The sequence below is a fragment of the Cryobacterium sp. Hz7 genome (assembly GCF_004402815.1).
GTDB classification, from domain to species: Bacteria; Actinomycetota; Actinomycetes; order Actinomycetales; family Microbacteriaceae; genus Cryobacterium; species Cryobacterium sandaracinum.
On sequence record NZ_SOFB01000027.1, the window covers coordinates 96950 to 103776 of the forward strand.

Annotated in this window: 6 protein-coding genes; 3 read left to right on the forward strand and 3 right to left on the reverse strand. The window is 69.7% G+C overall.

Annotated features, from left to right (window positions below; all coding sequences use genetic code 11):
- Positions 1 to 41: 41 nt before the first annotated feature.
- On the forward strand, positions 42 to 614 hold the full coding sequence (locus E3N86_RS07230) for an N-acetyltransferase (protein WP_134511641.1): 573 nt from the start codon (positions 42 to 44) through the stop codon (positions 612 to 614).
- Here E3N86_RS07230 and E3N86_RS07235 read toward each other — a convergent pair.
- From E3N86_RS07235 to E3N86_RS07245, 3 genes are all read right to left on the reverse strand, one after another.
- Complete coding sequence (locus E3N86_RS07235) at positions 611 to 2038, reverse strand: deoxyribodipyrimidine photo-lyase (RefSeq protein ID WP_134371988.1); 1428 nt, start codon at positions 2036 to 2038, stop codon at positions 611 to 613. The two genes, E3N86_RS07230 and E3N86_RS07235, sit on opposite strands and share 4 nt — an antisense overlap.
- The gene (locus E3N86_RS07240) at positions 2035 to 3099 is read right to left on the reverse strand and encodes an NADP-dependent oxidoreductase (protein ID WP_241985972.1); all 1065 of its coding nucleotides are present in this window, start codon (positions 3097 to 3099) and stop codon (positions 2035 to 2037) included. Before E3N86_RS07240 ends, E3N86_RS07235 begins: the two co-directional genes overlap by 4 nt.
- A 406-nt stretch (positions 3100 to 3505) precedes the next feature.
- The gene (locus E3N86_RS07245; protein WP_370295361.1) at positions 3506 to 4162 is read right to left on the reverse strand and encodes a YqaJ viral recombinase family protein; all 657 of its coding nucleotides are present in this window, start codon (positions 4160 to 4162) and stop codon (positions 3506 to 3508) included.
- Between the two features lie 196 nt (positions 4163 to 4358).
- Between E3N86_RS07245 and E3N86_RS07250 the strand changes: the two genes are divergently transcribed.
- Positions 4359 to 5108: a response regulator transcription factor gene (locus E3N86_RS07250; protein WP_134371984.1), complete on the forward strand. Its 750-nt coding sequence runs from the start codon at positions 4359 to 4361 to the stop codon at positions 5106 to 5108.
- Positions 5105 to 6613, forward strand: a complete 1509-nt coding sequence (locus tag E3N86_RS07255; protein WP_241980555.1) for a cell wall metabolism sensor histidine kinase WalK — start codon at positions 5105 to 5107, stop codon at positions 6611 to 6613. Before E3N86_RS07250 ends, E3N86_RS07255 begins: the two co-directional genes overlap by 4 nt.
- Positions 6614 to 6827 lie beyond the last annotated feature (214 nt).

Below are 6827 nucleotides of genomic sequence, written 5' to 3' on the forward strand. Positions count from 1 at the left end.
ATGCAGTGGTGGGCTGGTGGGGGCGTCGATAAGCTGGATCGGTGATCGAGATTCGCACGGCGACGGCGACGGATGCCGCGGCGCTGGCCGAGCTGGCCGTCGCCACCTTCGCGCTCGCCTGCCCGCCACACACCTCGGCCGAGGCCATCGCCGCGTTCCTGCGTGACGTGCTCGCGGAGGGCAACTTCGACGCCTACCTGGCCGACCCGGACCGGCTGATTCTCGTGGCCGAAGTGGCCGGGGAGGCCGGGGAGGCCGGGGCGGCCGGGGCGGCCGGGGCGGCCGGGGTCATGCTCGGCTACACGATGCTCGTATTCGCCGAGCCGGCCGATGACGATGCGCGGGCGGCGGCCACGATCCGACCCACGGCGGAACTGAGCAAGTGCTACCTGCGCGCCGAGACGCACGGCCGCGGGGTGGCGGCGGCCCTGATGAACGCGACCCTGGACGCCGCCCGGTCGCGGGGCGCGGCCGGCAGCTGGCTGGGCGTGAACCAGGAGAACGCGCGGGCCATTCGCTTCTACGAGAAGAACGGGTTCGTCACGGTCGGCGAGAAGCGCTTCCTGGTGGGCGAACGGTACGAGGACGACTTCGTGCTGGAGCGGGCGCTCTAACCGGTGCCCTCCGCCCCGGCCGCGCGGGCCGCGATCGACTGCTCCTTCATCCCCTTGATCTGTTCGTAGGCGGCGAGGGCCGCCCGTCTCGTCTCGCCGAGGTCGACGATCGGGGCCGGGTAGGCATCCGTGCCGTATTCCGGCACGTTCTGACGGATATACTCCGCGTTTGGATCGAACTTCTTCGCCTGCAGCTCCGGGTTGAAGACCCGAAAGAAGGGGGCGGCGTCGGCGCCGGACCCGGCCACCCACTGCCAGCCGAACGGGTTGCTCGCGGCGTCGGCGTCGACGAGGGTGTCCCAGAACCACTGCTCTCCGAGCCGCCAGTCGATCAGCAGGTTCTTGATCAGGAACGATGCCGTCACCATGCGCACTCGATTGTGCATGCTGCCGGTGCGCCAGAGTTCTCGCATGCCGGCGTCGACGAGCGAGATCCCGGTGCGGCCGCGCTGCCAGGCTTCGAGCACGCGCTGGTCAAGTTTCGGCCAGGGGAAAGCGTCGAATTCGGGCCGCAGGTTGACGGTGGCGAGGGTGGGGTTGGTGAACAGCACGTGGTAGCTGAACTCCCGCCAGCCGATCTCGGTAAGGAATCGGGTCGCACTGGCCTGGGCGGGCCCGGTGAGGCCGATCCTGGCCCGCTCGGTTGCATGCCAGATCTGGAATGGACTGATCTCGCCCCAGCGCAGGTGCGGCGACAGACGCGAGGTGACCGCCTGGGCCGGCTCGTCGCGCTCGTCGCCGTACCGAGTGAGGGACTCGCTCAGGAAGGTCTCGAGTAGGCGGTGAGCGGAGTCCTCGCCGGGCTGCCAGGCGCCCCGCAGCCCGGCCGCCCAGTCGGGCCGGGTCGGCAGGAGGCCCCAGCCGGCGAGCGCGTCGGAGGGGATCTCTCCGGGGAAGCCGGGGATCGACTCGGGTGCGGGGTAGGGTGCGCGCGGCGGCGGGCCGGCCGTGCACGCCCGCCAGAAGGGGGTGAACACCGAGTAGGTGCCCCCCTGGCCGGTCTGGATCGTCCATGGCTCGAACAGGAGAGCGCCGGCAAAGCTGCGGGCCTCCGTTCCGGCCGCGGTGAGGCCCGACTTGATCCGGGTGTCCACCTCGCGCTCGGCGGCGCCGTAGCGACGGTTCCAGAATACGGCGTCGGCGCCGACGGATGCCGCGAGCGCCATGATCATGTCCTCGGCCGGCCCCCGGCGCAGCGTCAACCGGCCGCCCAGGCGTTCCAGCGAGTCGGCCAGCGCTGTCACGCTCCCGTGAAGCCACCACCGGGCCGCGCCACCGAGCGGCCGGACCGCAGGGGACTCATCGTCCAGCACGTACACGGCCACGATCGGCTTGCCGCGTTCGAGCGCGGCCTGCAGGGCCGGGTTGTCCGCGAGGCGCAGGTCGTCGCGGAACCAGACGAGGGACGGGCCGTCGCCGCTCATGAGCGAGGCCCGGCAGAGTCGGAGCCGGCAGCGGTCGAGGCAGAGGCAGAGGCAGAGTCCGCAGAGGAGCCGGTCGGGTCATCCGTCACCCGCAGCACGATCTTGCCGCGTGTGTGTCCCTCCTCGATCAGGCGGTGCGCCGCCGCGCCGTCTGCGAGGGGGAACACCCGGTCCACGTGCACCCGCACGGCGCCGTCGTCGATGAGTTCGGTGATGACGTCGAGGGTGTGCCCGGAGGGCGCCACTTTGAATCCGGTGGCACGGATGCCCGCGGCCGCGGCCTCCTCCGCCATGGTCGGCCAGCTTCCGGTCGGCGCGTTCACCAGGATTCCGCCGGGGCGCAGCACGCCGAGCGACCGAGTGCCGGTGTTGTCGTGAACATTGCCGACCAGGTCGATCACCGCGTCCAGCCCGGAGAGCACCTCGTCGAACCGGGCCTGGGTGTGGTCGATGACGGCGTCGGCGCCGAGCTCTCGCAGGAAATCAAGGTTGCGGGTCGACCCGGTCGCGGTCACGTGGGCGCCGAAGGCCTTGGCAAACTGCACGGCGAAATGGCCGACCCCGCCGCTGCCGGCGTGGATGAGCATCCGTTGCCCGGGAGCCGCCGCGGCCAGGTCCACGACCATGCCCCACGCGGTGAGCGCCGCCACCGGTACGGCGGCCGCCTCGACGTGGCTGAGTCGCACGGGCTTGCGGGTGACGTTCAGGCTGGAGACGGTCACCAGCTCGGCGTAGCTGCCGGGGGTGCGGGGCACGCGGGCGATGCCGAAGACCGCGTCGCCGGGCTGCAGCGGGAACGCCTCGTAGGGAGCGCTGACCACGACGCCGCTGAAATCGAGTCCGAGCACGGCCGGGTAGCCGCGGATGGCCTTCGTGACGCCGCCGCCGGCCCTGGTTTTGGCATCGATCGGGTTGACTCCGGCGGCGACGACCCGCACGAGGAGTTCATCGAAAATCGCGATCGGGGCGTCCACCTCGGCAAGGTGCAGCTCGTCGGCCGGGCCGGGGCGGTCGATCACGAGGGCGCGCATGGTCGGTGAGTGATTCGTGGCGTTTCCCATCTGCCCATTCTCTCGTGGGTTGCGCGCCGCCGGGGCACAACCGGGACAAACCGGCACATCCCGGTGTCCCTCGAATTGGGGGTGCAAGAGGCCGAATCTGGTGGCGGCGAGGTCTGGCTGGAAGGGGGGCCAGGCGCATAGTCTGTCCACATAAAGGGGGACCGACCCCGGTGTGTGGAAGAGTCCCTGGTTTCCCGCATCCGGTCTCTCTTGGGTTCGGTTCATCCCCCACCGAGCCAGTACTCAGCACTCCGCCCGGCTCATCTGAAAAAGTCGTACCGCACCCGAAGCGGCGCGAACTTGCTCGATCAGTAGTGGCGTGACGCCGAGGGGAAAGCCGCCTGCGACACCCGGCAAGCGGCTTTCCCGCGGGCATCCGCGCGCTGCGAAACCGGTGGACGACCGGTCAGGCCTGCGTTGGCGGTGGACCCGAGGTGGTCTGTTGGTTGAGCAGGGCGATCAGGTTGTTGGCGTACCCCACCAGGATCGCGATCTGGTCTTCGTCACGGTCGATCCACCGGCACTCGGGCTCGGCATTCACGGGGACGAAGTCCTGGTGCTGTTCCCAGACGAGCAGGGTGCGTTCGGCGCCGAGCACGTACTGCTGCCACCACACCTGACGCAAGTACGAGCGCGGGATGCTGCGCCAGGCCTTGCTCGTCGTCTTGATCTCGGCCAGTTCAAGGCCGCCGGCACCCTGGCCTGAACCGGTGCCGACGCCGTCGGGGGTGGCCAGGTGCCGCCGGTGGTGGGCCGCGTGGAACAGGGCCGTGCTGGGCTCGATGCCGTAGCGGCCGAGCACCCAGGCCGCGATCTCGGGCTCCCGGGCGCGCCCGTGGTCCGTGAAGCTGTTGCCGTTGAAGCTGCTGCCGTTGAGCTTGTCGTAGACGGCGGTCTGCAGCGATTTCGGGGTGGCGAGCTTGGCGACATCCGTGGCCGTGATCCCTTGGGCGCGGGCCCGCAGCCAGGTCACCCGGTCGGTGGAATCGGCAACGATGCGCCGGAGGTGCGCCGCGGCGACCAGGGGCGCCACCGGCCGGGCGTCGACGGGCGACGGATGCACCTCCTCATCGAACAGGGAGAGCAGCTGGTTCGTCACTGTTCCATTGTGCCTGTTCGCCGGGCCTGCCCACGCCGGGCGGCATCAGCCGTCGCGCTATGGCTGCGGGGCGACAGCGGACGGATGACGGTTTCGCGTCACAGCAGAGACCAAGACTGCGCATAGCCGATTCATAGCCAACACTCGGATACTGGTAATCATGAGCACTAGCGAGAACGAGCGAGTGGTCCGCGCACCGCGCCTGACCAGGGCGGACGGCAGCCCCATCCGGGTGCTCGTGGTCGACGACGAACCCACGCTGACCGATCTGCTCCAGATGGCGCTGCGCTATGAGGGCTGGGAGGTGCGCACGGCCGGCGAGGGGCGTCAGGCGCTCACGATCGCCCGCGAATTCCGGCCGGATGCGATCGTGCTCGACATCATGCTGCCCGACCTCGACGGCCTGCAGGTGTTGCAACGCGTGCGGTCGGACGGCCACGAGACGCCCGTGCTCTTCCTCACGGCCAAGGACTCCCTCGACGACCGGCTCAAGGGGCTGACGGCCGGCGGCGACGACTACGTCACCAAACCGTTCAGCCTTGAAGAGGTCGTCGCCCGGCTCCGCGGGCTCATCCGCCGGTCCACCCTCACCGTGGCCGACTCCCTGGATCCCCGCATTTCGGTCGGCGACCTCACCCTCGACGAGGACAGCTACGAGGTGTTCCGCGGGGGAGACGCGATCGAGCTGACCGCCACCGAATTCGAACTGTTGCGCTTCCTGATGCGCAACCCCCGGCGGGTGCTCAGCAAGGCCCAGATCCTCGACCGGGTGTGGAGCTATGACTTCGGCGGCAAGTCCTCCGTCGTCGAGATCTACATCTCCTATCTGCGCAAGAAGGTCGACGCCGGCCGCGTGCCGATGATCCACACGGTGCGCGGCGCCGGCTATATGTTGAAGACCGCTTCGTGACCCCGAATTCTCCCCGCGAGCCGGGCGCTCGCCGGCGACGCGCGCCGTGGACCCTGCGCCGGCGGCTGGTGCTCGCCGTCGTCGGCCTCCTCGCCCTGGTCAGTATCGGTATCGGGATGGTCAGCGTCGCCATTCTCCGTGCCTCCCTGATCGACGGCCTCGACCAGCAGCTGCAAAGCGCGTCGGACCGGTCAGGCGCCGTGATCGACGTGCGCCGGGATGCGGACGACGAGGGCGGCAACGGGGCACTCTTCACGCCGACGGCGCAGATGATTCTGTCCGGTCCGGCCCAGCAGCCTGGAACGCTGGCCCTGGTCTACGACGGCTCGACCGTCACGGCCGGCTACACGGAGGAGGAGAGCGGCGAGATCGCCAAGCTGACCGGTGAGCAGGTGCAGTTGCTGGCCGAACAGATGCGGGAATCGACCGCGGTGACGGTGCATCTCGGCGAAGACGCCGGCAGCTACCGGGTCAGGGCCGACACGACCCGCAACGGCACCCTTTACCTGGTGGGCCTGCCGCTCTCCGGGGTGCAGAACACGGTCACCCAGCTGGGCATCATCATTGCGGTGGTCTCCCTGGTCGGCATCCTCATCGTCGCGATTCTGGCCACCTGGATCGTGCGGCTCGCCCTGCGCCCGTTGGTGCGCGTGACCGAGACGGCGGCGCGGGTGTCCGAGCTCCCCCTGGACCGTGGGGAGGTCTCGCTCGTCGACCGGGTACCGGCCGCCGACACCGACCCCCGCACCGAGGTCGGCCGGGTGGGATCGGCGCTGAACCGCATGCTCGACCACGTGGACGTGGCGCTCGAAACACGTCAGGCCAGTGAGCGCAAGGTGCGCCAGTTCGTCGCCGACGCCAGCCACGAGCTGCGCACGCCGCTGGCGTCGATCCGCGGCTACGCCGAACTCACCCGCCGCTCCGACCAGGAACTGCCGCCGGACGCGCTGCATTCCCTGGGGCGGATCGAGTCGGAATCGGTGCGGATGACCGGCCTGGTCGAAGACCTGCTGCTCCTCGCCCGTCTCGACGAAGGCCGGGAGCTGGTCAGCGGCCCGGTCGACCTGACCAGCCTGATCGTGGACGTCGTCAGCGACGCCCACGCCGCCGGCCCGGGACGGGTGCTGGGCTTGGAGCTGCCCGACGAGCCGGTGGAAATCGTCGGTGATGCCGCGCGGCTGCACCAGGTGTTCGCCAACCTGCTCGCCAACGCGCGCATCCACACGCCCCCCGAGACCACGGTCGACGTGGCCCTCGCGCGCCAGAACGACCGCGTTATCCTGACAGTGACGGATGACGGCCCCGGCGTCCCCGAGAACCTCCGGGCCACACTGTTCGAGCGTTTCGCCCGCGGCGACAGCACGCGCTACCGGGGAACGGGCAGCACGGGCCTCGGCCTGGCCATCGCCCACGCGGTCGTGGCCGCGCACCAGGGCGAGATCGAGGTCGAGAGCCGCCCCGGTTTCACGTGTTTCCGCGTCTCCCTCCCCGTCGCGCTCGCCTGACCCCGTCCCGTGCCGGTGCGTGGTCTGCCCGGTTCGCCATGCGAATTCGACGGAGATTTTGCTCCAGAACAAGGTTTTGAACCCGAAACCGGCCATTTCGGGCAAAATCTCGGCTCTCCTGCTGCTTCTGTGGGTTAAACCCGGCCGGGGAGCACTGGTTTGTGGCCGCCGAGGCTGAGCATGGCGAGGGCGATGAGGGCGTCGGGTGATTTGA

Bases quoted from the DNA above. Each gene is read 5' to 3' on its own strand.
- E3N86_RS07235 (WP_134371988.1), bottom strand. From the start codon at position 2,038: ATGAGCGGCGACGGCCCGTCCCTCGTCTGGTTCCGCGACGACCTGCGC.
- E3N86_RS07250 (WP_134371984.1), top strand. From the start codon at position 4,359: ATGAGCACTAGCGAGAACGAGCGAGTGGTCCGCGCACCGCGCCTGACC.
- E3N86_RS07240 (WP_241985972.1), bottom strand. From the start codon at position 3,099: ATGGGAAACGCCACGAATCACTCACCGACCATGCGCGCCCTCGTGATC.